Raw genomic sequence first — 25848 nt, 5'->3', positions numbered from 1 at the left:
GCGGGCATCCCTCCGGGCAGGGGCTGATATCGATGTAGGAATCGGACGACGCCCGGGTGCGTGCAAGGCGACCCGCGCGGCGACCGTTGGCGCGCCGCACAAGCGCGCGCCGCACCGCACGGCTGCGCGGCGAGGCCGGCGCGGTGCGGTGCAAAAGCGCGAGGGTTGCAGGGACCGGGGGGACGCCGCGGCGCGGTCCGGTTGTGTTCAGGCCGTGTTGAGGCCGTGTTCCACCGCATAGACCGCCACCTGCACGCGGCTAGCCAGGTTCAATTTCTTCAGGATGTTCTGCACGTGGATCTTCACCGTGCTCTCGGCCACGCCCAGGTCGCGCGCGATCTCCTTGTTGCTTTCGCCGCGGGCCAGGCCCTGCACGATCTCGCGCTCGCGCGCGGTCAGCCGCGGCGCATCGTCCTGGCGCAGCGCGACCGCGGGAACGGGCGCGCGGAACTGGGCCACCAGCTTGGCGGTCATGCTGTCGGAAATCACCGGCTCGCCGGCGGCGGCGCGGCGGATGCCGGCGATCAGTGCCTCGGTCTCGATGTTCTTGATCAGGTAGCCGCGCGCGCCGCCGCGCAGCGCGGCGGCCAGTTCCTCGGCCTCCTCGGACACCGTCAGCACGATCACCGCGGTCTGCGGCAGGTCTTCGACCAGCAGCTGCAGGGCTTCGAGTCCGGACAGCCCCGGCATGTTCAGGTCGAGCAGGATCACGTCGGGCCGATGCTGCTTGGCGCGCTTGATGCCCTCCACGCCGTCGGAGGCTTCGTCAACGATCTCGAAGTCGGCCTGGCGCTGCAACAGCGCGCGGATGCCCGAGCGGAACAGGGTGTGGTCGTCGATCAGCAGGATGCGGATGGTCATGGCTGGGTCTCGCTCAGGCGATTGAGGCGATTGAGTCGGGCAGGGCTGGTGAGGGGGCTGGCGATGCGGTCGCGCCGGGCGGCGGCCTGGCTGCCGGCGGGCAGCACCAGTTCGATGCGCACGCCGCTGCCGGGGCTGGCCTGCACGTGCAGTTGCGCCCCCAGCCGCGCGGCGCGCTCGCGCATGATGCTCAGGCCGATATGGGCGTCGGCGCGGGTGGCCAGTTCATCCGGATCGAAGCCCTCGCCGTCGTCCTGCACCACCAGGCGGAAATCGCGGCCATGGCTGAGCGCCACCGCCACGTGCGCCGCCAGGGCATGCTTGCGCACGTTGGAGAGTGCTTCCTGCAGGATGAACAGCACCTGCAGCTGCTGCTCGGGCGACAGCGGCCAGGCCCCGCCGCGTTCGTCGATGGCCAGCGTGGCCTCGGTGCGGCATTGCCGGCGAAAGCGCCCGACGGTCTCTTCCACCGCGGGGCGCAGTTCGCCGGTGCCCAGGCGCGAGCGGAAGTTGTTCAGCAGCTCGCGCACGTCCTGGTAGCTCTCTTCCACACCATGGCGCAGCATCGGCACCAGTTCGCGGGTCTCTGCCAGGTCATCGCGCGCGACCGCGTCGTCCAGCAGCTGCACCTGCAGGTTCAGGTAGTTGAGCCCCTGGGCGATGCTGTCGTGCAGCCCCTGCGCCACCAGGTTGCGCTCTTCCACCACCGCCAGCTGGCGCGCCGTGGCCGACAGGCGCAGGTGTTCCAGCGCGGTGCCCAGGTGCTGCGCCAGCGTCTGCAGCAATTGCCGGTCCGACGGCGGCAGCTTGCGCGGGGCGCGGAAATGCAGCGCGAACATGCCGGTGGCGCCGCGCTGGCTTTCGATGCGGAACGCGGCCAGCGACTGGAAGCCATCGCGGCCGCAGGGCGTCTCGTCGGCCGCGCCGGCGCGTGCTGCGCCGCGCAGGTCGACGATGGCGACCACGGCCTCGCGCGTGGCATCGCCGCAATGGCAGCCGCTGGCCGAGGCGCAGGAATCGGCCTCGGCCAGCGCCGCCGGCAGGCCCGCCGCGGCCAGCAGGTGCATGCGGCCGTGGCGGCTGTCGAGCACGCGCACGCTGCCGCCGTCGGCGTCGAACTGGCGCATCACCCGCGCCAGGAATCCCTGTGCCATGGCCTCGGCGTCGGCGGCCTGGTTCAGGAATGCGGCCATCTCGTACAGGGTTTCCAGGTCGCGGTTCTGGCGTTCCAGTTCGGCGGTCTTCTGCGCGACGCGGGCTTCGAGGTCGTGGTACAGGCCCTGCAGCTCCCCCGCCATGCGGTTGAAGCCCTCGCTGAGCGTGCCGAACTCGTCGCGGCTTTCCACCGGCAGGCGCAGCGAGAATTCGCGCGCGGCCATGCGCCGCAAGCCGTCCTGCAGGCGCAGCACCGGCAGGATGATCCACAGGTAGAGCAGGTAGATCACGGCGACCGTGCCGATGCAGGCCATCAGCGCCAGCGCGGTCTGCGACAGCCGCAGCAGGTCGGTCTTGCGCGCGCTGTTGTGTTCGATCATGCCGACCAGGCGGTCGGCCTGGGCGACGAAACCCGGCAGCGCGGCAACGTATGCGGCAGGCACCGCGCCGGCGCCGGCCAGCGGCCGCAGCCGCTGCTGCCAGTCATGGGTGACGCGCGCCAGTTGCGCATGGATGGCAGGCTCGTCCGGCAGGAACAGCGGCCGCGCCGCGTCGCCCTTTTTCAGCAGCGCCAGCGTGGTGTCCAGCGCCTGCACCTGCGCGGCCAGGTCATTGGCGCGGCCCGCGTGCGCCAGCGCCAGCTCGATCGCCACGCGGTTGGCGCGCATGCGCAGGCTGCCGGCATCGTTGATGGCGGCACCTGCGCCTTCCAGCTTCCAGGACAGCCACAGCGTGCCGGAAATCATGCCCAGCACCACCAGCAGCACGGCCAGCGACAACGAGATGATGCGTGTGGAAAGGCGATGCCGCAGCGCGGGCAACGCGGATGCCGCCGTGGCGGGGGCGGCAGGAGGATCGGTATCAGGCATGGCGGTATCGGGGGCTACCAGGGGAACGTGTCGCGAGCCTGTCGAGGGAGCCGGGCAGCGGGCCGACGGCGATGGCAACAGGGTCACGCAGGAGTCGGGGGCGATTTTCCCCGCGCGACAGACTCGGCTACCTGCGCCAGATCAAGGAAACCCGGCTTTTGGGCGCGCATGTGCGGGCAGCGGCGCATCGCTGGCATGGCGTGTGACGCCGGGACGAGTTCCATCACATCGTGATATTTCATGCCGGCCGGACTTGGCTTCGGTCAAATCCCTGCGCGGCGCTGCGGCCTAGCATCGGGCCTTTTGTCAGGACTGGCGAGAACGAGCGATGGCCGTATCCACTTCAACGGGCGCACGCATGCGTCACCGCCGTCACGCCACGGGTCGCGCATGAGAGGCGCGGATCTCGACTATGCGCGCGCGCCGCGGCCTGCGCTGGTGTTCGGGTGCCTGATGCCGGCGCCGTGGCTGGGCGCGGCCGCGGGGCTGTTGCTGGCAGCCGGACCCGCGGCGGGCCTGCCCGACCGCTTCGCGCCGCTGGCGCTGGCAGCGGTGCATGCGCTGGCGCTGGGCATGCTGCTGCCGGTGATGGTCGGGGCGCTGTTCCAGATGATGCCGGTGGTGGCCCGGGTGGACGTCCCCGGTGCCGGGTGGCTGGCACGGCTCATGGCCGCGACCGGCGCGGCGGTCGCGGCCGCGCTCGGCTTCGGCTTGCTGGGCGGGGAGCCGGCGGCGATGCGGAGTGCCGCAGCCCTTGGCGCGGGGCTGCTGCTGGTGGGCGCGGTGTTGCTTGCCGCGGGCCGGCGCGTAGCCGCGGCGGACGCCACCACGCGCACGCTGGCCGGCATCGGTGCGCCGCTGATCGTGGCGGTGGCCGCCGGCATCGCGCTGGCGGGCACCTTCGGCGGTCTGTGGCGCGTGCCGGTGGCGCAGGTGCTCGGCCTGCATATGGCATGGGCGCTGGGCGGCTGGCTGGCGGCGCTGGTCAGCGGCGTCGCGGCCACCGTGCTGCCGATGTTCTGGCAGACGTCACGCCTGCCCGCGGCGCTGGCGCGCTGGCTGCCGCCGGGGCACTGGGCGCCGCTGGCTGTGTTCAGCGTCGCGCTGCTGCTGTGGCCGGACCAGCCGGTGCTGGCGCAGGCGGCGCTGGTGGTGTGGCTGTCGTTCGTGGCGGTGCTGGGGGCATGCGGGCTGGCCGGCACGCTGCGCGCGCGGCGGCGTCACGATGCGCTGTGGTTGCTGTGGCCGGTCGCCTGCGCCAGCATGCTCGGCGCAGCGGTGCTGGGGGCGGCGGCCGTGGTGTTGCCCGCGGCGGCGCTGCCGCTGGCATGGTGGGCCGGCACGATGGCGCTGGTCGGCGTGGGCGTGTTGCCGGTCACGGCGATGCTCGGCAAGATCGTGCCGTTCCTGGTCTGGCTGCACCTGCGCCGGCTGCTGCCGCCCAGGGCACGCGTGCCGGCGATGCAGGCGATCATCGCGCCGGGCCGGCAGCGGACGCAGGCGTGGTTGCTGCTGGCGGCTTATGCGGTGCTGCTGGCGCTGCCTGTGGCGCCGGCGCTGCTGGCGCGCGTCGGCGGGCTGCTGCTGGCGGGGGCCAACGCGTGGCTGGGATGGCAATTGCTGGCGGCGCTGCGCTGCATGCGAAAGATGCGCGAGTGTGGCGGGTTGCCGCCGCGTTGCTGATCGGCTTGCCATGCTACCGGTTGGCTCCCCTCTCCCGCAAGCGGGCGAGGGGAGCCTTTTTCCGGCGGCGTTGGCGATGGGGATGCTGCGGTCAGGCGGCCGCCAGCGCCGCCGGCTTTTCTCCCGTCAGCAGGTAGTGCATCAACTCCGCCACCGGCCGGATGGCCTCTCCAAACGGCAGCGCGCCGCGGCCGCGGAAGAACAGGCCGCGCTCCACGTCGCCGCGCACGGCCTGCGCCAGCTTCAGGTCGATGCAGAACTGGCCAATGCGTGCGATGCCGTCGCGCAGCCCGCAGGCCTGCAGGCAATCGAATCCTTCCAGGCACTCGCGCACGCGCGCACGGCGCTGCAGGCGCGCTTCGCTCGACAGGTAGCGCTGCAGCCATGGCGTCAGCACCGCGCGCGCGGGCAGGCCTGCCACGCTGGTGAATTCGCGCAGGGTTTCCGGGCGCGCGGTGGCCAGCACCTGCTTGAAGGCCGGATGGGCATCGCATTCCTCGGTCACGGCGAAGGCCGTGCCCAGCTGCACCGCGGCGGCGCCTTCGCCCAGCCAGTGGCGTACCTTGGCGTGGCTGTCGACGCCGCCCGCCAGGATCAGCGGGATGCTGTCCCAGGCCAGCCCCAGTTGCGCAAACAGTTCGCGGCACTCGCCCAGCACGCGCGAAAACGAAAAGCGCGGCTCGGACAAGTCCTGGATGGTCGCGGCACCGAGGTGGCCGCCTGCGTGCGCCGGGTGCTCGACCACGATGGCGTCGGGCAGCCGGCCCTTCTTCATCCAGCGGCGCAGCACCAGGCCGATGCCGCGCGCCTCGGACAGGATCGGGATCAGCGCTACCTTGGGATGGCCGGCGGTCAGCTCCGGCAGGTCCAGCGGCAGGCCGGCGCCCATGACGATGGCATCGGCGCCGCTTTCGCAGGCTTGGCGCACCAGCTCCGCATGCGAGCCGACCGCCTTCATCACGTTGACGGCGATCAGGCCGCGGCCCTCTGACGCAGTGCGCGCGGCGCGGATCTCGCGGTCCAGCGCCTCGAGGTTGGCGGCTTCGATGGCTGGCTTGTCGCGGCTGCCGCGGGTGCGCGCCATCAGGTCGGGGTGGTGGTGGCGCAGGTCGATGCTGGCGATGGTGCCGACGCCGTTTTCGCGCGCGACGGCACCGGCCAGCCGGTGGGCCGAGATGCCGATGCCCATGCCGCCCTGCACGATCGGCAGCAGGCGGCGGCCGCCCAGCTTGAGCCAGGGGTGATTCATAAACGGGTCTCCGGAAGAGGATGGACGCCGGGCCGCCACGGCGGGCCCCGGCGCGGGGATGACGCGCAAGCGTGGCACAGCGGTGCGGGCCCGCGTTTGCCGCAGGTCAACCCCGGCCGGGTGGCCTGCCATCGGCCTACGCCGTCCGGCGTAGCCCGTCGCGGCCCGGGTGCCGTTGGCGTGGGTTTGCGCACGGTCAAGCCCCTGGCGCGGGCGCTTGGCTAGCATCGGCCGCTGTCTTCATCCCCACGCGCCGCCGCCGGCGCCATCAACGATGACCCGTTCCACCCCCGCACGCTCCGACGCTCCGCCGCGCCGCCCGCAACTGGTGGCGCCCGCCGGCTCGCTGGCGGCGCTGCGCATGGCCTTGCAGCATGGCGCCGATGCGGTCTACCTGGGGCTGCGCGATGCCACCAACGCGCGCAACTTCGGCGGCCTGAATTTCACCGAGGCCGACATCCGCACCGGCGTGGCCGAGGCCCATGCGCACGGCGCCGAGGTGCTGTTCGCCATCAACACCTTTGCACAGATGGGCGCGGTGGCGCAGTGGCACCGCGCCGTCGATGCGGCCGCGGACCTGGGCGCCGATGCCGTGATCATGGCCGACGCGGGCCTGATGGGCTATGCCTGCGCGCGTCATCCGGACCTGCGGCTGCACCTGTCGGTGCAGGGTTCGGCCACCCATGCCGACGCCATCGAGCTGATGCGCGAGCGCTTCAACATCCGCCGCGTGGTGCTGCCGCGCGTGCTGTCGCTGGCGCAGATCGGCAAGCTGGCGCGCCAGACCAGCGTGGAACTCGAGGTGTTCGGCTTCGGCAGCCTGTGCGTGATGGCCGAAGGGCGCTGCCTGCTGTCGTCCTATGCCACCGGCGATTCGCCCAACAACAAGGGGGTGTGCTCGCCCGCGCATGCGGTGCGCTGGACCGAGCAGGACGGCACCATGCAGGCCCGGCTGTCGGGCATCCTGATCGACAGCTACGCGCCCGGCGAGCCGGCCGGCTATCCGACGCTGTGCAAGGGGCGCTTCGAGGTCGAGGGCGAGCGCGGCTACGTGCTGGAGGAGCCGACCAGCCTGAATGCGCTGTCGCTGCTGCCGGCGCTGATCGACATGGGCATTGCCGCGATCAAGATCGAAGGGCGCCAGCGCAGCCCGCGTTATGTCGGCGACGTGGTCGGCGTGCTGCGCGCGGCCATCGACGCCGCCTGCGCCGATCCGGCCCGCTTCGCACCGCGCCAGGAGTGGCAGGGCACGCTGGGACGCCATGCCGAGGGCGACCAGGTCACGCAGGGCGCCTATGACCGCCCCTGGCGCTGACGCCATGACATCCACCTGCCTGTATCCGGACATGGGGCACATGCCCGCCACGATGGAGCTTTCCATGCCACACACCGCCGCGGCCGCGATGCCGCACGCCGCTGCGATGCCCGGCTTCGGCATCGCCCTGGGTCCGCTGCTGTACTACTGGCCGCGCGAGGCCGTGCTGCAGTTCTACGCGTCGGTCGCCGATGCGCCGGTCGACCGCGTCTACCTGGGCGAAACCGTCTGCACCCGCCGCCATGAAATCCGCCATGCGCAATGGCTGGAGATTGCGCAGATGCTGCGCGATGCCGGCAAGGAAGTGGTGCTGTCCACGCCGGTGCTGGTCGAGTCCGATACCGATATCGCATGGATGCGGCGTGCCTGCGAGCAGGACGACTACCTGGTCGAGGCCAACGATCTTGGCGCGGTGCGCTGCAGGGCGGGGCGACCCTTCGTCGGCGGCCCGCATTTGAATGTCTACCATGCCGATACGCTGGCATGGCTGGCCGGGCTGGGCGCGGTGGGCTGCGTCGCGCCGGTGGAAATGGATGGCGCCACGCTGGCCGCGCTGGCGGCGGCGCGGCCAGCCGGCACGCAGCTGGAAGCCTTTGTCTGGGGCCGCCTGCCGCTGGCGTTCTCGGCGCGCTGCTTTACCGCGCGCCACCATCGCCTGCGCAAGGACAGCTGCGAATTCCGCTGCATGGACTATCCCGATGGCCTGGTCGCCGCGACCGGCGAAGGGCAGGCGTTCTTCACGCTGAACGGGGTGCAGACGCAGAGCGCCACCTGCCTGGACCTGTGCGCCGAGGCGCTGGACATGGCACGGATGGGCGTGGGGATGCTGCGCGTCAGCCCGCATTCGACCGGCACGCTCGCGGTGGTGCAGCAGCTGGCGGCGATCCGCGCGGGGCAGCGCGCGCCTGCTGCCAGCGGCATCACGCCGGCTGGTGCCGAGCCGTGCAACGGCTACTGGCACGGCCGCGCCGGCATCGCCTGGGAGGCGCCGGCATGAGCGCGCTGCGCAAGCTGATGGCCGGCGTGCACCGGCGCCTGCCGGCACGCGCGCGGGCGCTGCCGCTGGTGGCCGCGCTGGAGCTGGCGCGGCGCGCCGGCTGGCTGGAGCCGCCCGCGGCACTGAACGGACACGCCTTCCTGCTGACGGTGCAGGACCTGGCGCTGGCCGTGCCGTTCCGCTGCGAAGGCGGGCGCTTCCGCGCCGGCAGCGCGGACGACGAGCCCGCGCTGACGCTGCGTGCCTGCGCGGTGGACTACCTTCGCCTGCTGGGCGGAGAAGCCGACACCGACACGCTGTTCTTCCAGCGCCGGCTGGTGATCAGCGGCGATACCGCGCTGGGGCTGGAGGTCAAGTACTGGCTCGATGCCGCGCCGCGGCCCGCCTGGGTCAGCCAGGCCGCGGCGCGGCTGGTGGCGCTGTACGGCGCCACCGCGGGACGGGCGGGCGCGGCATCCTGAGCGCGGCTCAGGCGTCGCCGTCCAGCATGAAACGGTTGCGGCCCGCGCGCTTGGCGCGGTACATCGCGCTGTCGGCGCGATGCAGTAGCGGCTCCAGCCGCGGCGCTTCGGGCACGGCCCAGACTGCCCCCACGCTGATGGTCACCACCGGCTGCACCGGCGTGCCCTGGTGCGCGATGCCCAGCTCGCGCACCGCGGCCACCATGCGGCGCGCCAGCTCGCGGGTCTCGTCACGGCTCGCGCCGGGCAGCACCGCGGCGAACTCCTCGCCGCCCAGGCGCGCGCAGAACTGCTCGCCGTGCAGCACGCCGCTGATGGCGCCGGCAATCTGCCGCAGGCAGTCGTCGCCGGCCATGTGGCCATGCAGGTCGTTGTATTGCTTGAACTGGTCCACGTCCAGGATTAGCAGCCCCAGCGGCTGGCCGCGCTCGCACGCGCGCGTCACGGCCGCGATCGATTCGCGCTGGAAGTAGCGGCGGTTGCGGATGCCGGTCAGCGCGTCGATATCCAGGTCTGCCTGCACCTGCCACAACTGTTCTTCGGTCTGGCCCAGCCGCGCGCTCAGCGCCAGCTCGCGCGACTGGAAGCGGCTGATGTCGCGCAGGAACAGCAGGGTGCCCATCTGCCGGCCGTCCAGGCGCGCGACGCGTTCGCCGGTCAGCTCGAACGGCGCGCCCGGCGGGACGAAGGGCACGGCAACGCTGTCCGCGGCGTGGGCCTCAGGGTTTGCAGGAGAAGGCCGCAGCGCGGTGTCCCAGCCGGCGGGCAGCGGGTCGCCGCGGCGCAGCGCCGGCCACAGCTGCGCCGCGGCCGGATTGAATTCGACGATGGTGCCGTGGCCGTCGACGATGACGCAGCCCTCGCTGAGCGCATCGAACACGCGCAGCCGCGCGTAGTGCCCGATATCGTCCAGATGGGTGCGCAGCGCGCAGAACCACACCAGCGCCGCCATCAGCGAAAACGTCGCCGGGGTCAGGTCGCCGCCCAGCGGTCCGGTCCAGCGGTTGAGATAGGCAACATTGGCCACCAGCGGCAGGGCCAGTCCCCCGCCCAGGATGGCGCGCCCGCGGCGCGACAAGGCGCCGTTGGGCACCTCGGCCGTGACCAGGAAATACAGGCTCAGCGCCAGCAGCAGGTACGTCCACGCGGCCGCCACGGCATAGCCGACGCCATGGTCGAACACCGCGCCGGGCAGCACGCCGGGCGGCAGCAGCGTGATGCGCGGCCACACCAGGCCGTGGCGCTCGTTGGTAAAGACCATCACCACGGTGACCACCGCCGCCAGCACCGGCAGCCATAGCCGGGACCAGGGCACCACGTAGCGCGGCCGGCTCAGGTGCACCATCGCCACCAGCCAGCCGATCGGCACGGCCACGATCCCGAGGTACTGGACCTTGGCCCACAGGATGCGCCCCTCCAGGTCGGTCGAACTGATTTCCAGCAGGCGGCCGCCGCTCCAGATGGCGGCTCCGGCGGCCAGCACCAGGAACGCTTGCACGGTCGGATCGTCGCGCCGCGGCCAGGTGGCGATGGCCATGCCGATACAGGCAACCACGGCGACGGTAAGCAGGAGAACCAGCGAATATGAGGGCATTGATGGCGGCGCGCGTCGCGAGACCCGGGCGCTGGTGCCGCCGCCCGGCCAGGCGCGCCGGTTGGGTGCGCCCCGCGATCTCGTCAGCCAGCATGATACCGGGTGGCATCGTTCGCTTGGCAGCGGGTGTGCCGATGCAACAACGGCTGATTGCCGCCGCCCGGCAAGCAGCCGCGGTGAGGCAGGATCCGGTCAGGTTTGTCTCGGGGTTTCCCGCACCAGCCAGAACGGAATATCGATAACGTCCTGCTGCAGGCCCTGCCAGTCGAGCCCCATGCTGCGCGTCAGCAGGTGGCCCCAGCCGTCGATCCATTTCTGCTGGGCACGGGCGAACAGCTCCAGCATGGCCGAGGTGTAATGCAGCGGACCGCCGAGCAGCGGCAGCTCGCTGGCGATCTCGCGCGCGTAGCGGGCTTCGGGATCCGGCTCCATCATCGTGCCCATGGCGTCGAACTGGAAGTTCTCAAACAGCGTGCGGGTGAAATCCAGGTTGAGCTCCGCCATGCGGCGCCAGCTGCCGGCCAGGTCAGCCTGCATGTCGCCGAGCTGCTGCACGCCGGAGAAGACGGTAGGGAAGGGCCACAATCCCGGCGGCCAGTAGATTTGCGTTGCGGTCATCATCACGGGAATCTCCAGTGGTGGGCCGTGCGCGCAGTGGGCGGCAGTTGCTGCACACGACGATGGCGCCCGGTGTGGGCCTCCGCATCAGCTTATGCGGTAATGGCCCGTCTTGCCATGCCGCGGCACCGGAGCCGGCGCCCCGTTCACTTGCATCCCAGCCGCCTGGCCAGCTTGTGCAGGTTGCTGGCGTCGATGCCGAGCTGGCGCGCCGCCTGCGCCCAGTTGCCGCCGTGGTCGCGCAATGCTTGCGCGATGCAGGCGCGCTGGGTTTGCTCCACGGCGTCGCGCAGCGCAATGCCCGCCGGCAGCGCCGGCATGGCGGGCGGGCTGGCCGCGCTGGCGCCATCCGTGGTGGCCGGCGGCTGCTCCAGGCCGTCGAGGTCGAGCAGTTCCGGCGCCAGCGTCACGATGTCATTGCGGCCCGCGCCGCGGCTGACCGCGCGCAGCGCGGCGCGGCTGATCACGTGTTCCAGCTCGCGCACGTTGCCGGGCCAGCGGTAGTGGCGCAGCGCGTCCTGCGCGCCGCCAGAGAGCCGCAGGCTGCGCAGGCCCAGGCGGGCGCGGTTCAGCTCGAGGAAGCGCCCCGCCAGCAGCAGCACGTCGTTGCCGCGCTCGCGCAGCGGGGGAATCGGGATCGGGTAGACCGACAGGCGGTGGTACAGGTCGGCGCGGAACGAGCCGTCGCGCACATGCTCGCGCAGGTTGCGGTTGGTCGCGGCGATCACGCGCACGTTGACGCGGCGCGGGCGGTCCGAGCCCAGCCGCTGGATCTCGCCGTTCTGCAGCGTGCGCAGCAGCTTGGCCTGGATCGCCAGCGGCAGCTCGCCCACCTCGTCCAGGAACAGGGTGCCGCCGTCGGCGGCCTCGAAGCGCCCGGGGCGCTCGCCGGTGGCGCCCGAGAAGGCGCCGCGCGCGTGGCCGAACAGCTCGCTCTCGGCCAGGGATTCGGGCAGCGCGGCGCAGTTGACGTGCACCAGCGGCTGCGCGCGCCGGCGCGACTGGCGGTGCAGGCGGTGCGCGAACAGCTCCTTGCCCACGCCGGTCTCGCCCAGCAGCAGCACCGGCAGGTCGGTGTCGGCCACCACTTCCAGTTCATGCAGCAGGTTGGCGATGGCCTCGCTCTGGCCGATGATTTCCGCGCCGATGTCATGCGGGGCCGCGCCTTCTTCGGCATCGGGGGTACCGCGCGCCAGCTGCAGCGCGCGGATCTCGCCTTCCAGCCGGGTGGTGCGGATGGCCGCCTCCACGATCACCGTCAGCCGCTGCAGTTCGGCCTGGGCCGCGCCGTCGAAGGTGCCAACCGTGAGCGCATCCAGCGTCAGCGCGCCCCAGGGCTGGCCGTCCACTTCCAGCCGGGTGCCCATGCAGTCATGCACCGGCAGCGGCTCGCCCACATGCTCATCGATCAGGCCGTCGTACGGGTCGGGCAGCATGCTGTCGTGGTGGAAGCAGGTCACCCCGCGGCGCGCCAGGATCGCGGCCAGGCGTGGATGCAGGCCCACCGCGAAGCGCCGCCCCAGCGCATCTCCCACCAGGCCGTCGACCGCCACCGGGCGCAGGTGGTCTTCCTCCAGCCGCAGCAGGGCCACGGCGCCGCAACGGAAATGCGTGCGCAACGCGCTGACCAGCCGCTGCAGGCGCACCGCGTGCGGCAAATCCACGACGAGATCGGCCAGCAGGTCGGGATACATGGCGCCTTGCATCATGGTGAAAAAAACCTCAAAGGGTAATTAGTACCGCGACAAGTATAGGGTAGTTAATACCCTTGATCCCGCAAAGGCTTGATTTGAAACGGCTTTAATCTGGCACGCTGCTCGCGTATGTCATGCGGTCATCACTTCCACACGGAGAAACCGCCATGATGTTGCAAGACCATTCGCTGGGCCAGCTGGCCCGCCAGATCCCCGGCGCCACCCGCCTCTTCCACGACCACGGTCTGGACTTCTGCTGCGGTGGCAAGCAGTCCCTGCGCGACGCCGCGCAGCAGAAGGGGCTCGATGCCGCCGCCGTGGCCGCCATCGCCGCGCAGCTGCATGCGCTGCAGGACGAGGCCGATCCGTCGGCGCAAGACTGGAACACGGCCGCACCCGCAGCGCTGATCGACCATATCCTGGTGCGCTTCCACGCCCGCCACCGCGAGCAGTTGCCCGAGCTGATCCGCCTGGCGCGGCGGGTCGAACAGGTCCATGGCGACCGGCCGGACTGTCCGCTGGGCCTGGCCGACCACCTGAGCGCGATGCTGGGCGAGCTGGAATCCCACATGCAGAAGGAAGAGCAGGTGCTGTTCCCGATGCTGCTGCGCGGCCTGCACGCCGCCGCAAGCCGGCCGATCGCGGTGATGCGCGCCGAGCATGACGACCATGGCGTGGCCCTGCAGCGCCTGGCCGAACTGACGCACGACATCACGCTGCCGCGCGCGGCCTGCAATACCTGGCGCGCGCTCTACCTGGGCCTGCGCGCGCTGCGCGAAGACCTGATGGAACACATCCACCTCGAAAACAACGTGCTGTTCGAAAGCGCCGCGGCCACCGCGGTAGCTGGCGCGCCGGCGCAGGCCAACGGCTGCGGCTGCTCGGCGCACGCCTGAGCCCGCCCGACACCACCCTCAACGACTTCGCATCATGGGTCCCTACCGCAAACTCTGGTTCCTGCTGATCGCCGTGCTGGCGGTCACGTTCTCCCTGCTCGGCTACTACGGCGTCGAGGTGTACCGGCAGGCCCCGCCCATCCCGGCCAAGGTGGTCACGGCCGAGGGCCGCACGCTGTTCAGCGGCGACGACATCCTCGATGGCCAGACCGCATGGCAGTCCGTCGGCGGCATGCAGCTCGGCTCCATCTGGGGCCATGGCGCTTACCAGGCGCCGGACTGGACTGCCGACTGGCTGCACCGCGAACTGACCGCGTGGCTGGACCTGGCCGCCAGGGATGGCTATGGCCGCCCCTTCGCGCAGCTTGACGCGCCGGCACAGGCCGCCTTGCGCGAGCAACTGCGCAGCGAGTACCGCGCCAACGCCACCGATCCGGCCAGCAATGTGCTGACGGTATCGAAGCGCCGCGCACAGGCCATGGCCGATACCGCCGCCTACTACGAGCAGCTCTTCTCCGACGCGCCGGCGCTGCACACCACGCGCGAGCACTACGCGATGAAGGAGAACACGCTGCCGAGCGCGGAGCGCCGCCAGCAGCTGACGCATTTCTTCTTCTGGACCGCGTGGGCCGCATCGACCGCGCGCCCGGGCCATGAGGCCACCTACACCAACAACTGGCCGCACGAGCCGCTGATCGGCAACCAGCCCACCAGCGAGAATGTGGTGTGGTCGGTGATCAGCGTGGTGGTGCTGCTGGCCGGCGTCGGCTTCCTGGTATGGGCCTGGGCTTTCCTGCGCGGCAAGGAGGAGACGCCGCCGCAGGCGCCGGCGCGCGACCCGCTGCTGTCCGTGGCGCTGACGCCGTCGCAACGCGCGCTCGGCAAGTACCTGTTCCTGGTGGTGGCGCTGTTCGTGTTCCAGGTGTTCCTGGGCGGCTTTACCGCGCACTACACCGTCGAAGGCCAGAAGTTCTACGGCATCGACGTGTCGCAGTGGTTCCCGTACGCGCTGGTGCGCACCTGGCATATCCAGAGCGCGCTGTTCTGGATTGCCACGGGCTTCCTCGCCGCCGGGCTGTTCCTGGCGCCGCTGATCAACGGTGGCAAGGATCCGAAGTTCCAGCGGCTGGGTGTCGACATCCTGTTCTGGGCGCTGGTGGTCGTGGTGGCGGGTTCGTTCACCGGCAACTACCTGGCCATCGCGCAGAAGCTGCCGGCCCACCTGAACTTCTGGCTGGGCCACCAGGGCTATGAGTATGTCGACCTGGGCCGGCTGTGGCAGATCGGCAAGTTTGCCGGCATCGTGATCTGGCTGGTGCTGATGATGCGCGGCATATTGCCGGCGCTGCGCGCGCGCGGCACCGACCGCAACCTGCTGGCGCTGCTGACCTCGTCGGTGGTGGCAATCGGCCTGTTCTATGGCGCGGGCCTGGCCTACGGCGAACGCACCAGCCTGACGGTGATGGAGTATTGGCGCTGGTGGGTGGTGCACCTGTGGGTCGAGGGCTTCTTCGAAGTGTTCGCCACCACGGCGCTGGCCTTCATCTTCTCCACGCTGGGCCTGGTGTCGCGCCCGATGGCCACCGCGGCCAGCCTGGCGTCGGCCTCGCTGTTCATGCTGGGCGGGATTCCCGGCACCTTCCACCACCTGTACTTTGCCGGCACCACCACGCCGGTGATGGCGGTGGGCGCCGCCTTCAGCGCGCTGGAAGTGGTGCCGCTGATCGTGCTGGGCCATGAAGCCTGGGAGAACTGGAGCCTGAAGCAGCGCGCGCCGTGGATGGCCGACCTGAAATGGCCGCTGATGTGTTTTGTCGCGGTGGCGTTCTGGAACATGCTGGGCGCTGGCGTGTTCGGCTTCATGATCAACCCGCCGATCGCGCTGTACTACATCCAGGGCCAGAACACCACGCCGGTCCATGCCCATGCCGCGCTGTTCGGCGTGTACGGCTTCCTGGCGCTGGGCTTTACGCTGCTGGTGCTGCGTTACGTGCGCCCGGCATGCCGGCTCAGCCCGGCGCTGATGAAGACCGCGTTCTGGGGGCTGAACCTGGGCCTGGTGCTGATGATCGGCACCAGCCTGCTGCCGATCGGCATTATCCAGTTCCTGGCCAGCGTCGAGCATGGCACCTGGTATGCGCGCAGCGAGGCCTTCATGCAGCAGCCCATCCTGCAGACGCTGCGCTGGGTGCGCACCTTCGGCGACGTGGTGTTTATCGTCGGCGCGGTGTCGTTCGCGTGGCAGGTGGTGGTGGGACTGGCGCAGCGCGCGCCGCGTGCGGCGGATACCGTCACCGTGGGGATGAAGCCCGCCGCGCGCTGAACGATTAGTGCGCCGAAAGCAGAGTGGCCCGCCCGGGTTACCGGGCGGGCCACTTGCATTGGCGGGCAAGGCAATAGGCTAGCCTTGCGCCTGCTGCGCTTCCGCGGCAATGTCGCGGATGGCTTGCTCGAACGCCTCCACCGGCTGGCCGCCGGTCACCAGGTAGCGGTCGTTGAAGATGATCGACGGCACCGACTGAATGCCCATGCGCTGGTATTCGCCGATTTCCGCGCGCACCGCGTCGGCATAGTCGTCGCCCGCCAGCACCTTGCGCGCCGTGGCGGCATCCAGGCCGACGGACTGGGCCGCGTCGACCAGCACGTCATGGTTGCTCGGGTCCTTGCCGTCCGCGTGGTAGGCGCGCAGCAACGCCTGCTTCAGCGGCAGCTGCTTGCCTTCCAGCCCGGCCCAGTGCAGCAGGCGGTGGGCATCGAAGGTGTTGTAGACATGGGTGCGCGGGCCAAAGGCAAAGCCCACGGCGGCGCCGCGTTCGCGGATCATCGCCTGGGTTTCGGCGACCTGCGCCGGCGTGCGGCCGTATTTGCGGCCGAGGTAGTCGACGATGGCTTCGCCCTCGGGGCGCATGCCCGGATTCAGTTCAAACGGATGCACGATGATCTCGGCGTCGACCGCATCGCCCATGCGCTGCAGTGCCAGCTGCAGCGAAGACAGGCCGATGGCGCACCAGGGGCAGGCGATGTCGGAGACGAAGTCGATCTTGAGGGGTTGTGGCATGGCTGCTCCTGGGCATGTTCGCAGGCGGGGGGCGAGGCCATGGCCCCCGGCCCGGATTGGGAATTGCCGACAGGGTAGCGTGACTGGCGAATCCTTGCAGGAGGACGCCTCGGCCGCTGGCCGCGCGCCCGCCCGCCACGCCATGGCGAGGCTCAGTCCCAGCGGCGCCCGTGGCCGCGGCCGTGGTCATCGTGGTCGCCATGGCGGCGCGCCCACTCGCGCTCGCGCCATTCACGGCGGTGGTCGTGGTAGCCGTCGCGATAGCCTTCGCGGTAATACCCGCGATAGTAGGCGCGGCGATAGCCGCGGTCATCGTCGTAGCGCACCGGCACCGGCGCCACCACGACCGGGCGCGGTGCCACCACGACCGGGCGCGGCGCGTAGGCCACGGGGGCCGGCGCATACACTGGCGCCGGTGCATAGACCGGGGCCGGATGGTAGACCGGCGCCGGCTGCGCCACCACCACGCCAGGCACGCCGATGCCGATATCGATATTCACACCGGCGTAAGCACCAGCGCTGGCCACCAGCATTGCACCGCCTGCTACCGCCATTGCGATGATTCGTTTCATGGCTGCCTCCCAAGGGGCGTTGGACATGGGCTCACTGTAGGGGGGCGGGCTGTAATATGGGGCACGCGAAGTGTTGCAAGTGTGACGCGGTGTAACCCCGCGTCCGGCCGCCGCGTGCCTGCGGGCCTGTATCATGCCAACCCTGCCCCGGGCATTTCCCTTCCAAGCTGCACATGCGCCGTACCGCCGCCACGCTGCTGGCACTGACCTTTTCCACCGCCATTCCCACCGCCGCCGCCGCCGATCTCCAGGCCGGCAAGGCCTTGTTTGCGACGCGCTGCGCTTCATGCCACCACGTCGGTCGCAATGCGCGCGCGGGCTTTGGCCCGCAGCTGAACGGCATCTTCGGCCGCACGGCCGGCAGCACCAAGGATTTCCAGTATTCCGACGCGATGCGCACATCGAAGGTGGTGTGGTCGCACGACACGCTGCGCGCTTTCGTCCGTTCGCCCGGCAAGGTGGTGCCGGGCACGAAGATGCGGTTCTGGGGACTGGGCGACGATCAGCAGATCACCGATCTGCTGGCGTACCTCGAGACCTTCAAGTAAGCCGCACGGCTGCGGGGCGCGCGGCCTCACTCCGCAAAATGCGGCCCCGGCCCTTCGCCCGCCAGCGCGTCATGCGGATTGCGTAACGGGCACGCCTTCAAGGACAGGCATCCGCAACCGATGCAACCATCCAACTGGTCGCGCAATTGCGTCAGCGTGCGGATCCGTTCATCGAGGTCGTCGCGCCAGCTGGCGGACAGCTTGCGCCAGTCCGCCACGGTCGGCGCGCGGCCATCGGGCAGCTTGCGCATGGCGTCGGCGATCACCGCGAGCGGCAGACCCATGCGCTGCGCCACGCGAATCACCGCCAGGCGCCGCAGCACGGCACGCGCATAGCGGCGCTGGTTGCCGCCGCTGCGGGTGCTGGCGATCAGGCCGCGTGCCTCATAGAAATGCAGGGCCGACACCGCAATGCCGGTGCGCGCCGAGACTTCACCGACCGATAGCAGTTCTTCCGAAGGCGCGGGTCGGCGCCGGCGTGGCAAGGCGGGTGGTTGCTTGGAGGCCATGGCAAGGGGAGTCACCGGAGGAGCGCGAGAATTCCCATGCTACCACCATGGCCGCGCTTGACCTTAACCTAACTTGAGGTTTGATACTGGCGGCTCCTCTGTCCGAGATGCCTTCCACAAGCCGATGACAATGACGATGTTTCCCTTCTCGCCCTCATCCCTGCGCTCGCCCGCCATGCCTGCCATGGCCGCATTGCCGGTCACGCCGGCGGTGCCCTTCGCGCGTCCCAATGACTCGCTGAGCCTGCTCAACCCCGACGGCCTCTATGACCCGCGGCCGAATGGCTATTCTCACGTGGCCCTGGTCGAAGCCCCGGCACGCATCATCTATGTCTCGGGGCAGGGCGGCGAGGATGCGGCGGGTTGCCTGCCGCTCGATTTTCCGCGCCAGGTGGCGCGCGCCATGCATAACCTGCGGATTGCGCTGCAGGCAGCGGGGGCCGACGTCGGTGACGTGGCCAAGCTGACGGTGCTGGTGGTGGACCATTCGCACGACCGCCTGCGCACCTTTGGCGCGGCGCTGCGCGAGATGTGGGGCGACCGGCCGACGCCGGCCTGCACGCTGATCCCGGTGCCGCGGCTGGCGCTGGACAACATGCTGTTCGAAATCGAAGCGACAGCGGTGTTGCCGGCCTGAGCCGCGGCAGCCCCGGGATGCAGTCCGGACTCAGCGCGCCGCGGCGCTGAAGGTCTTGTTGACGATCTTCCAGACTCCGTCGATCTCGAGCAGCGTCATGTAGTCGGTAAAGGTCACGCCCGGATATTCCAGTACCACCTTGGCGACGCCGGCATTGCCGACCACGTCGAACTGCGTGATGAAGCGCTTGCGTTGCGCTTCATCCGCGGCCGGATGGCCGGGGCAGCGCGCCGTGGCAAATTCCTCGACCGTCAGCGAGTGCAGCTTGCCGTCTCGGAACGAGACGATGCGCGCGTCGGCGGCGAAGGCCTTGTACATGAATTCGGCCTTGCCGGTGATATGGCCCTGCAGGTAGTCCTCGATCGGCGCGAGCGCGGCCACGTGGCGGGACGTCAGGCCGGTTTCCGAAAACGTCATGATCTCCTCCAAAACTGGGCGGCAAGGCGTGGCCATGCCGTAACGTTGAAAGCGCTGATTGTATTCCAGTTTTGTATGCAAAGCGCGGTAACGGCAACCCTTGCACCGATGTGGCAATGTGTTCACGCAGCGCGTCGGGTTTCGCGGCGCATGTGGATGGCGCGCGCGCCGAGCGTGTGTGACGCAGGGTCATTCGGCGCGGATATTCGCCCGCGCCGCCACGGCCCGCATCTCCGGCAGCTCCTTCTCCACCCGCGCCTTCACCGCAGCCCCATTGCCATAAGCCGGCGTCAACGCCAGCTCGACCATGCGTGCCTTCGTGGCCGGCGCGTTGGCGACATCGGCCAGCGCCTTCTCCAGCTTCTGCTGCACCGGCGCGGGCAGGCCCGCCGGCGCCATCAGCGCGAACCAGGTGCCCATCTGGAAGCCGGGATAGCCGCTTTCGGCGACGGTCGGCACCTGCGGCAAGGCCGGCAGGCGCTGCGGCGACAGCACCGCCACCGGCCGGATCTTGCCGCCCTTGATCAGCGGCAGGGTCGCCACCACGGTATCGACCACCACCGGTACCTGGCCGCCCGCGAGCGCGGTGAGGCTGGGGGCGCTGCCGTTGAACGGCACGTGCACCATGCGGATGCCGGTGGCGGCCTTGAGCATCTCCGCGCCGAAATGCACCGACGAGCCAGCGCCGAACGAGCCATAGGAGAACTTGTCCGGGTTTGCCTTGGCCTGCGTCACCAGGTCCTTGAGCGAGGCGATCTGCGTGTCGGGATTGGCCACCAGCACCAGGCTCATGTCGGCGATCAGGCCCAGCGGCGTGAAGCTCTTGATGGGGTCGTAGCCCAGGCTCTGGCGGATCGCCGGATTCAGCGTCAGCGTGGTGCTGGCCGCCAGCAGCAGCGTATAGCCGTCGGGCGCGGCCTTGGCCACCTGAGTGGCGCCGATCACCGTGCTGGCGCCGGGCTTGTTCTCGACCACCACCGATTGGCCGAGTTTTTCGCCCAGCCCGACCGCCAGCAGGCGGCCCAGCACATCGGTGGCGCCGCCCGCGGCGAAGGGCACCACCAGCCGCAGCGGGCGCTCGGGCCACGTTTGCGCCTGCACGGCGGGCGCGGTGGTCAGCGCCGCGGCCAGGGCGGCGGCGCAGGCGAGAAACAGCTTCGGGGGCATTGCAGTCATCGTGGGCACTCCTGCGGCAGTGGTAGGAATAGGAGGGGATCGGTATCGATGCGCAGCCGGTATCAGCCCAGCCAGGGGCTGCGCACGCGCGAGAAGCCGCCGGCCTGGTCGTAGGCGTGGCCGAGCTGCAGCACCGCGGCGTCGGCCTGCGCCGGGCCGATGATCTGGATGCCGGCGGGCAGGCCCCGCGGGCCGAAGCCGGCGGGTGCGGCGAGCGCCGGCAGGCCGGCCATGGTGGCCGGCACCACCGCCTGCAGCCAGCGGTGGTAGGTGTCCATGTCGCGGCCGTCGATGGTGTGCGGCCAGTCCCAGCCGGCATCGAACGGGAATACCTGCGCGGCGGGCAGCACCAGGTAGTCGAAGCGCTCGAACAGCGCGCGCAGCGCCTGGTACCACGCGCTGCGTTCGACCATGGCCTCGTACACGCGCGTGCCCGGCAGCGCCAGCCCGCGCTCGATTTCCCAGACCGCCTCGGGCTTGAGCAGCGCGCGCCTGGCGGGGTCGTGGTACAGCGCCGCGTTGGCGCCCGCCACCGAGAAGCTGCGCAGGTCGATCCATGCGCGCCACAGTCGTTCCAGGTCGAAGTCGGGCAGCGCCGCATCGACGATGCAACCCAGCGCACGCAGGTGGGAGAGGGCCTGCACGCAGGTGTCGAGCAGGCCCGCTTCGGTGGGCAGGTGCCCGCCCAGGTCGCCAAGCCAGCCGATGCGCACGCCGGTCCAGTCGCGCTCGGGCGGCAGCGCGAAGCTGCCGGGCGCCTCGGTGCGGCGCGTCAGCGGCAGGCGCGCATCGAAGCCGGCCTGCACCGACAGCAGCAGGGCCAGGTCCGGCACGTTACGCGCCATCGGGCCGGCCACGCTGAACTGCTGGAAGAAGACCTCGTCGCCCGGGCCGTGCGGCACGCAGCCGACCGAGGTGCGCAGCCCATAGACATGGTTGAACGCCGCCGGCGTGCGCAGCGAGCCCATCATGTCCGAGCCGTCGGCCACCGGCAGCATGCGCAGCGCCACCGCCACCGCGGCGCCGCCGCTGCTGCCGCCGGCGGAGAAGGCGGGATCGAAGGCATTGCGGGTGGTGCCGTAGACCGGGTTGTAGGTATGGCCGCCGAGGCCGAATTCGGGCGAGTTGGTGCGCCCGACGAAGACCGCGCCGCCGGCACGCATGCGCTCGAAGACCACGGCGTCGGCATCGCTGACCTGGCCGGCGAAGATCGGCGAGCCCTTGGTGGTGACCATGCCCGCGGCCGGGCTGATGTCCTTGGGCGCCTGCGGGAAGCCGTGCAGCGGGCCGCGGCTGGCGCCGCGCGCCAGTTCGTCGTCGAGTCCGCGCGCCTGCCGGCGCAGCGTGTCGCGGTCCACCATGGCGACGATGGCGTTGACGCGGGGATTGTGGCGGTCGATCTGGCCGAGGAAGGCATCGAGCACTTCCACGCAAGAGACGTCTCGGGCATGGATGGCGCGCGACAGCGCGACGGCATCGAGCTCAGTGATCGGGTCGGTCGAGGGAGCAGGGGTCTGGGCGGTGGCCATGGCGCGGAGTCTCCGGGGATGTTGTGGAAAAGCATACGGGCGAGTCGTGCTTTCCCGCAATCGACGATTTTTTCAAATATCCTTGCGTAAAACGCAAACCAGCCGGAGCCCCAGACCCATGCTGTCGCATCGCCTGCAGGACACCTCGCTGCGCTATTTCCTGGAAGTGGTCCGCAGCGGGTCGCTGACCGAGGCGGCGCAGCGGCTCAATGTGACCGTGTCGGCGGTGAGCCGTCAGGTCGCCGCGCTCGAGGCCCTGCTCGGCGTGCCCCTGTTCGACCGCCGCCCGCGTGGCATGGTGGCCAGCGCCGCCGGCGAGTTGCTGGCGGCCTTTGCGCTGCGCGGCGCGCTCGAGGCCGACCGCGTGGTGTCCGAGATCGCCGCGCTGCAGGGCCTGCGACGCGGCCGCGTGCGCGTGGCCAGTTCCGCCGGGTTTGCGATCGAGTTCCTGCCGCGCAGCATCGCCGAGTTCCGCCAGCGCTATCCGGGCCTGCAGTTCCACCTGCGCGTGGCGCCGCCGGCGGAGGTCACGGGCATCGTGCTGCATGGCGACGCGGACATCGGCATCACCTACAGCCGCGCCCCCGAGCAGGGCATCCGCATCGCGCACCGGCAGGCCGCACCGGTGATCGCCATCATGCGCCCGGACCATCCGCTGGCACGCTTTCGCAGCATCACGCTGGCGCAGATGCAGCCGTATCCGCTGGCACTGCCCGAGGGCGACAACACCGTGCGGCAGCTGTTCGACCTGGCCTGCGGCGAGCGCGGCATGGTGTTCGAGCCGGTGCTGGTGACCAACCACTTCGAGACCCTGACCAGCTTTGTGCTGCACGGCGGCGGCCTGTCGATCTCGGGCACGGTGACGGTGGGCGACCGCTTGCGCCGCGGCGAGCTGCATGCCGCCACCATCCGCGAACGCGGCATGCGCGGCCGTGCGATCGAACTGCAGACGCTGGCGGGACGCACGCTGCCGGAGGGCGTGCGCGCCTTTTTGGGCTTTATCCGCGACAAGCTGGTGGCCGAGGCAGCGGGCTAGCCCGCCCGCTTGCGCCGCGCCGCCGGGCCCAGCACTACCCACGCCGGCGCATGGTCGCTGGGGTGGTCTTCGCCGCGCACCCAGCGGTCCACGCCGGCGTCGCGCAGGCGGGGCGCCAGTTCGGCGCTCAGCAGGATGTGGTCGATGCGCAGGCCGGAGTTGGTCTGCCAGTGCTGGCGGAAGTAATCCCAGAAGGTGTAGACCGGCGCGTCGGGATGGCGCTGGCGCAGCGCATCGGTCCAGCCCTGCGCCAGCAGGCGCGCGTAGGCATCACGGCTTTCCGGCTGCAGCAGGGCGTCCTTGCGCCAGGAGCGCGGGTTGTAGATGTCCTGATCGGTCGGCACCACGTTGTAGTCGCCGGCCAGCACCACGGGGTGGCCGCTGCCGAACAGTTCCTGCGCGTGTGCGATCAGCCGTTCGAACCAGGCGAGCTTGTAGTCGAACTTCGGCCCGGGCTGCGGGTTGCCGTTGGGCAGGTAGAGGCAGGCGATGAGCAGGCCCGAGACCGCCGCCTCAAGATAGCGGCTGTGGCTGTCGTCGGGGTCGCCCGGCAGGCCGCGGCGCACTTCCACCGGTTCCTCGCCGCGCGCCAGGATGGCCACGCCGTTCCATGACTTCTGGCCGTGCCAGATCGCGCCATAGCCGGCGTCGCGGATCTCGCGCGCCGGAAAGCTCTCGTCGGCGGTCTTCAGTTCCTGCAGGCAGACGATGTCCGGGGCTTCGCGCGCCAGCCAGTGGCATAGCGCGCCCACCCGGCTGCGGATGCCGTTGATGTTGAAGGTGGCGATCTTCAGCGTGGACGCGGGCATGCCGGACGGGGATGAAGGGATGCAAAAAAAGCCGGCGGAACGCTCCGCCGGCTACTGGCCTTATGCGCGCCAGGTGCTGCCGGTCGGACTGGTGGCGCTGCCGCCGGTGGTGCCGGCCGCACTACCGGAGCTGGCTCCGCTGGTCGCGCTGGCCGTGCTCCTGGCGCCGCCGGACGATTCACCCGGGCGGTCGCCTTCGCGGCGCACGCGGATGTCGTTATTGACTTCCTTGACGCCGTAGGTGCCGTCGGCCATGTCCTCGATGTAGTACTTCTGGCCGCGGTCACGCACGGTGCCGGTCAGCGACACCACGCCGTCGTTGACGTCGACGCTGACATCGCTCACGTCCACGCCACGCGCGTAGCTGAGACGTTCGCAGATCTGGTCGCGGATGCGCTCGTCGCTGCGCTGGTAGCCGCGCGGGCCGCTGCGGCGTTCCCGTTCGTCGGGCGTGCCGAACCAGTCGCCCACCACTTCGCCGATGCGGCGGCCCAGGTTATAGAGCATGCCGTGCTCGCGGTCGTCGTCGCGATCGTCGTCCCGGTCTTCGTCGGTCTCCCAGCCGCGCCTCTGCGCGTATTGGCGATACCGGGGGTCGTGGCGTTGCGCCGTATAGCGGCGGTCTTCTTCTTCGTCATCCTCCGGCTCGGTCCAGTAGCGGCGGTCGCTGCGCAGGTCGCTGAAGTAGCGCGCGCGGCCCTCGTCGCGGGACGATGCGCGCGTCTCATAGCGCTCGCGCCCCTGGTAGCGCTCGCGTGGTTCGCGGGCGCGTTCGGTGCTTTGGCGCCACTGCTGTTCCGCGTATTCGTCGTCGCGCTCCCAGGCCTGCGGGTCGCGCCATTCGGTGGCGCGTTCCCAGCCGTAGCCGCCGTTCAGGCCATAGCGCAGGTCGCTGCCGTAGCGCCCTTCGCGCGGATAGTCCGGGTAGCGGCCGGCACCGTACTGCTCGTTGAATTCCCGGGCCGGGCGGGCGGGGCCGCCGTAGCTGGTCTGGCCTGGGGTCATTTGCTGGCGTCTGCGCTGCGCTTGCCAGCGGTCGCGTTCCGATTCCGGCTGCCAGTCATCGTCGTCCCATGCCTGGCGGCGTTCGCGTTGCTCGCGCGCTTCAGGGTCATCGTAGTAGTAGCCCATGCTGATTTCCTGACAAGTAACGCCATGTGCGGAAGCCGGCGCAACAATACGCCAGCACCGCGGGCGGGTACTTGGGAAGGGGCAAGATTCGTACCGTGCGGCCGACGGCCCTGCGGGCCGGCGCCAACGGCGAATGGACGGGGCAGCGTCCGTGCAACGGTTTCAGAGCGTGTAAGGGATGCCGTCGGGACTTGCCCGGCGTGGCGTGGCGTTCACCCCATGCGCCATCGGTGCGATGCGGCGTGGGCGCCGTGCGTCCGGTCCATGCCAGGCGCCGGCGCCGGTCGTGCAAGCCAGCTTACTTTTTGCTGGTCTTGGTCGACTTGGCGGACTTGGTGCTCGTGGCGGCCTTCGACGTGGTGCTGGTTGCGGCCGTGGTCGCCGGCGCTGCCTCGATCTTTGACTTGGCGAAGGCGAAATAGCATTCCTTGTTGCTGCTGTTGTACAGCTCGGAATCGCTGGTCGCCAGCACGCCGGTCACATTGATCTTGTCTCCGGTCTGCAGGTTGCTGATCTTCTTCTGGTTGACCAGCATCGCATCGCGCATCAGCGCCTTGCCGGTGCACTGCGGGTTGACCGAATCCTTGAAGTAGACCGCGATGGTGTCGTCCGACCGGCTCAGGCCGTCCACCTTGGTGATGCGCGAGACCGTGCCCGACACCAGGATGGCCTGCGCGTCCCACTTCTTCTTCGCCGTGATTTCGTTCTTCTTCCAGTCTGCCCAGATGTCGCCCAGCGAAGCCGGCTTGGGGTCGGCCAGCATGCGGAAGTCGCCGCTGAGCACGTCGCCGGTGCCGTCCAGCACGCCGCTGATGGAGGACATCGCGCCATCCATCGACTCACAACCGGCCAGCAACCCGGCCAGGACCAGCCCTGCCATCAGTTTTCCCGTCTGCATTTTTGCTTCTTCTCCAGGTCCGCCAGCTCTAGCGGCTGACGCCGGGGCATTGTATGCGTACCGCTTGCAAAATCCAACAGAACTGCCAAAAGCGCTCCAACGGTCGATAAAATCAGACTGGCATCCCCCGAACGGG

Annotated in this window: 24 protein-coding genes; 9 read left to right on the top strand and 15 right to left on the bottom strand. The window is 70.1% G+C overall.

Annotation, left to right across the window (positions count from 1 at the left end; genetic code table 11):
• Positions 1–207: 207 nt before the first annotated feature.
• Positions 208–861, bottom strand: coding sequence for a response regulator (locus tag RALTA_RS25670; protein WP_012356888.1), 654 nt, complete (start codon positions 859–861; stop codon positions 208–210).
• The gene (locus RALTA_RS25665; RefSeq protein ID WP_041232646.1) at positions 858–2885 is read right to left on the bottom strand and encodes a type IV pili methyl-accepting chemotaxis transducer N-terminal domain-containing protein; all 2028 of its coding nucleotides are present in this window, start codon (positions 2883–2885) and stop codon (positions 858–860) included. The genes RALTA_RS25670 and RALTA_RS25665 overlap by 4 nt, the downstream gene beginning before the upstream one ends.
• 390 nt (positions 2886–3275) lie before the next feature.
• Here RALTA_RS25665 and RALTA_RS25660 point away from each other — a divergent pair, with 390 nt between their 5' ends.
• Complete coding sequence (locus RALTA_RS25660; RefSeq protein WP_012356886.1) at positions 3276–4568, top strand: hypothetical protein; 1293 nt, start codon at positions 3276–3278, stop codon at positions 4566–4568.
• Between the two features lie 91 nt (positions 4569–4659).
• Here RALTA_RS25660 and RALTA_RS25655 read toward each other — a convergent pair whose 3' ends face one another.
• On the bottom strand, positions 4660–5817 hold the full coding sequence (locus RALTA_RS25655) for an NAD(P)H-dependent flavin oxidoreductase (protein WP_012356885.1): 1158 nt from the start codon (positions 5815–5817) through the stop codon (positions 4660–4662).
• Between the two features lie 274 nt (positions 5818–6091).
• Between RALTA_RS25655 and ubiU the strand changes: the two genes are divergently transcribed.
• The 3 genes from ubiU (at position 6092) to ubiT (ending at position 8590) form a co-directional block, all read left to right on the top strand.
• Positions 6092–7132, top strand: coding sequence for a ubiquinone anaerobic biosynthesis protein UbiU (ubiU, locus tag RALTA_RS25650; protein ID WP_193352074.1), 1041 nt, complete (start codon positions 6092–6094; stop codon positions 7130–7132).
• Between the two features lie 64 nt (positions 7133–7196).
• Entirely contained in the window at positions 7197–8129 is a 933-nt protein-coding gene (locus RALTA_RS25645) for a U32 family peptidase (protein ID WP_050976531.1), read from the top strand.
• Positions 8126–8590, top strand: a complete 465-nt coding sequence (gene ubiT / locus RALTA_RS25640) for a ubiquinone anaerobic biosynthesis accessory factor UbiT (RefSeq protein ID WP_012356882.1) — start codon at positions 8126–8128, stop codon at positions 8588–8590. Before RALTA_RS25645 ends, ubiT begins: the two co-directional genes overlap by 4 nt.
• Positions 8591–8597: 7 nt before the next feature.
• Here the strand turns inward: ubiT and RALTA_RS25635 are convergent, their stop codons facing one another.
• From RALTA_RS25635 to norR, 3 genes are all read right to left on the bottom strand, one after another.
• A complete protein-coding gene (locus RALTA_RS25635) occupies positions 8598–10184 on the bottom strand; it encodes a histidine kinase N-terminal 7TM domain-containing protein (protein ID WP_012356881.1) in 1587 nt (528 codons plus the stop codon).
• A gap of 192 nt (positions 10185–10376) precedes the next feature.
• Positions 10377–10805: a polyhydroxyalkanoate granule-associated phasin gene (locus RALTA_RS25630; RefSeq protein ID WP_025584158.1), complete on the bottom strand. Its 429-nt coding sequence runs from the start codon at positions 10803–10805 to the stop codon at positions 10377–10379.
• Positions 10806–10948: 143 nt separating this feature from the next.
• The gene (gene norR / locus RALTA_RS25625) at positions 10949–12511 is read right to left on the bottom strand and encodes a nitric oxide reductase transcriptional regulator NorR (RefSeq protein WP_012356879.1); all 1563 of its coding nucleotides are present in this window, start codon (positions 12509–12511) and stop codon (positions 10949–10951) included.
• A 152-nt stretch (positions 12512–12663) separates the two neighbouring features.
• Between norR and ytfE the strand changes: the two genes are divergently transcribed.
• Positions 12664–13392 (top strand): iron-sulfur cluster repair protein YtfE, encoded by a 729-nt coding sequence (gene ytfE, locus RALTA_RS25620; protein WP_012356878.1) that lies wholly within the window; start codon positions 12664–12666, stop codon positions 13390–13392.
• Between the two features lie 34 nt (positions 13393–13426).
• Positions 13427–15715, top strand: a complete 2289-nt coding sequence (locus RALTA_RS25615) for a nitric-oxide reductase large subunit (RefSeq protein ID WP_012356877.1) — start codon at positions 13427–13429, stop codon at positions 15713–15715.
• A gap of 78 nt (positions 15716–15793) precedes the next feature.
• On the opposite strand, the gene RALTA_RS25610 is transcribed toward RALTA_RS25615, so the two are convergent.
• Entirely contained in the window at positions 15794–16450 is a 657-nt protein-coding gene (locus RALTA_RS25610; protein ID WP_012356876.1) for a DsbA family oxidoreductase, read from the bottom strand.
• A gap of 152 nt (positions 16451–16602) precedes the next feature.
• Entirely contained in the window at positions 16603–17022 is a 420-nt protein-coding gene (locus RALTA_RS25605; RefSeq protein ID WP_012356875.1) for a hypothetical protein, read from the bottom strand.
• A gap of 173 nt (positions 17023–17195) precedes the next feature.
• On the opposite strand from RALTA_RS25605, the gene RALTA_RS25600 reads away from it, so the two are divergent.
• Positions 17196–17570 (top strand): c-type cytochrome, encoded by a 375-nt coding sequence (locus RALTA_RS25600; RefSeq protein WP_012356874.1) that lies wholly within the window; start codon positions 17196–17198, stop codon positions 17568–17570.
• Positions 17571–17596: 26 nt separating this feature from the next.
• Here RALTA_RS25600 and soxR read toward each other — a convergent pair whose 3' ends face one another.
• Positions 17597–18079 carry a redox-sensitive transcriptional activator SoxR gene (soxR, locus tag RALTA_RS25595; RefSeq protein ID WP_025584170.1) on the bottom strand — a complete coding sequence of 161 codons (483 nt, stop codon included), beginning with the start codon at positions 18077–18079 and terminating at the stop codon, positions 17597–17599.
• A gap of 130 nt (positions 18080–18209) precedes the next feature.
• On the opposite strand from soxR, the gene RALTA_RS25590 reads away from it, so the two are divergent.
• Complete coding sequence (locus RALTA_RS25590) at positions 18210–18716, top strand: RidA family protein (protein WP_232347821.1); 507 nt, start codon at positions 18210–18212, stop codon at positions 18714–18716.
• A 30-nt stretch (positions 18717–18746) separates the two neighbouring features.
• Here the strand turns inward: RALTA_RS25590 and RALTA_RS25585 are convergent, their stop codons facing one another.
• The 3 genes from RALTA_RS25585 to RALTA_RS25575 all read right to left on the bottom strand — a co-directional run bounded on the left by RALTA_RS25585 (position 18747) and on the right by RALTA_RS25575 (position 21838).
• Positions 18747–19133 (bottom strand): nuclear transport factor 2 family protein, encoded by a 387-nt coding sequence (locus RALTA_RS25585; protein ID WP_012356871.1) that lies wholly within the window; start codon positions 19131–19133, stop codon positions 18747–18749.
• A gap of 189 nt (positions 19134–19322) precedes the next feature.
• The gene (locus RALTA_RS25580) at positions 19323–20309 is read right to left on the bottom strand and encodes a Bug family tripartite tricarboxylate transporter substrate binding protein (protein ID WP_041232643.1); all 987 of its coding nucleotides are present in this window, start codon (positions 20307–20309) and stop codon (positions 19323–19325) included.
• Positions 20310–20371: 62 nt separating this feature from the next.
• Entirely contained in the window at positions 20372–21838 is a 1467-nt protein-coding gene (locus RALTA_RS25575; RefSeq protein ID WP_012356869.1) for an amidase, read from the bottom strand.
• Between the two features lie 118 nt (positions 21839–21956).
• On the opposite strand from RALTA_RS25575, the gene RALTA_RS25570 reads away from it, so the two are divergent.
• Complete coding sequence (locus RALTA_RS25570; protein WP_012356868.1) at positions 21957–22874, top strand: LysR substrate-binding domain-containing protein; 918 nt, start codon at positions 21957–21959, stop codon at positions 22872–22874.
• Here the strand turns inward: RALTA_RS25570 and xth are convergent.
• The 3 genes from xth to RALTA_RS25555 all read right to left on the bottom strand — a co-directional run bounded on the left by xth (position 22871) and on the right by RALTA_RS25555 (position 25712).
• Positions 22871–23683 carry an exodeoxyribonuclease III gene (xth, locus tag RALTA_RS25565; RefSeq protein WP_012356867.1) on the bottom strand — a complete coding sequence of 271 codons (813 nt, stop codon included), beginning with the start codon at positions 23681–23683 and terminating at the stop codon, positions 22871–22873. The genes RALTA_RS25570 and xth overlap by 4 nt on opposite strands.
• Before the next feature lie 60 nt (positions 23684–23743).
• Positions 23744–24814 carry a BON domain-containing protein gene (locus RALTA_RS25560; protein WP_012356866.1) on the bottom strand — a complete coding sequence of 357 codons (1071 nt, stop codon included), beginning with the start codon at positions 24812–24814 and terminating at the stop codon, positions 23744–23746.
• 298 nt (positions 24815–25112) lie between these two features.
• The gene (locus tag RALTA_RS25555; RefSeq protein ID WP_041232642.1) at positions 25113–25712 is read right to left on the bottom strand and encodes an OB-fold protein; all 600 of its coding nucleotides are present in this window, start codon (positions 25710–25712) and stop codon (positions 25113–25115) included.
• Positions 25713–25848: the final 136 nt, after the last annotated feature.

It is taken from the genome of Cupriavidus taiwanensis LMG 19424, from assembly GCF_000069785.1.
In the GTDB taxonomy this organism is placed as follows: Bacteria; Pseudomonadota; Gammaproteobacteria; order Burkholderiales; family Burkholderiaceae; genus Cupriavidus; species Cupriavidus taiwanensis.
The sequence above is the reverse complement of the archived record's forward strand: the minus strand, read 5'-3'. Positions and strand labels throughout refer to the sequence as shown.